General features: G+C 45.8%; 1 protein-coding gene. It reads right to left on the bottom strand.

Features of this window, described 5'->3' with window-relative positions; all coding sequences use genetic code 11:
* Positions 1–512, bottom strand: a 512-nt coding sequence (locus tag R7Q46_RS29370) for a cellulose synthase operon protein YhjQ/BcsQ (RefSeq protein ID WP_318078610.1), incomplete at its 3' end; no start/stop codon positions are given.
* Positions 513–555 lie beyond the last annotated feature (43 nt).

Raw genomic sequence — 555 nt, 5'->3', positions numbered from 1 at the left:
CTCGATAGCTCTTCATGTTGTAGCCAAGATTGAAGAGTGAGATAACTCAGGGCATCTGCCGTTACCACCACCACAATCATGTCCATTGAGTCGACAAAAGATCGCACTTCAGGATCAGTAAGCTCTGCTAAGTCGGCGTGAAAAAGCAGCCACTGCTCACCACGGTTTTCGCTCACTTGCAACGTCATTTCACCTAGCATTGATAGGTAGTGAGAACGCTCGTTAAAGAACGCTTTTAACTGCTCAGAATTCAGATGGCCAAACGGTAAAAAAAGTGCACCTTGTGGGCTTTCATAACCAGCCTGGGTCCAAGGTTTATCTGAAAGAAGTTGTTTCGCCCAGCCATCTTTCTCTTCCTGGGGCAAGCCAAGATGAGTTTGCAGTAAACTGTTAGGCACCACCTCAATGGCCAGTACCTGTTTGTTTATCTTAACTAATGCTTGTGCCAAGTTCGCAGCGACGGTCGTTGAGCCACAACCACCTTTTAAACTAACAAAAAGAAGGCGTTTCATATCGCTTCCGTTTCTAAACCTTTCTGCTTATTACGCACTTGAG

Source organism: Vibrio sp. 811 (assembly GCF_033339195.1).
This window is presented reverse-complemented; position numbering and strand designations above follow the sequence as displayed.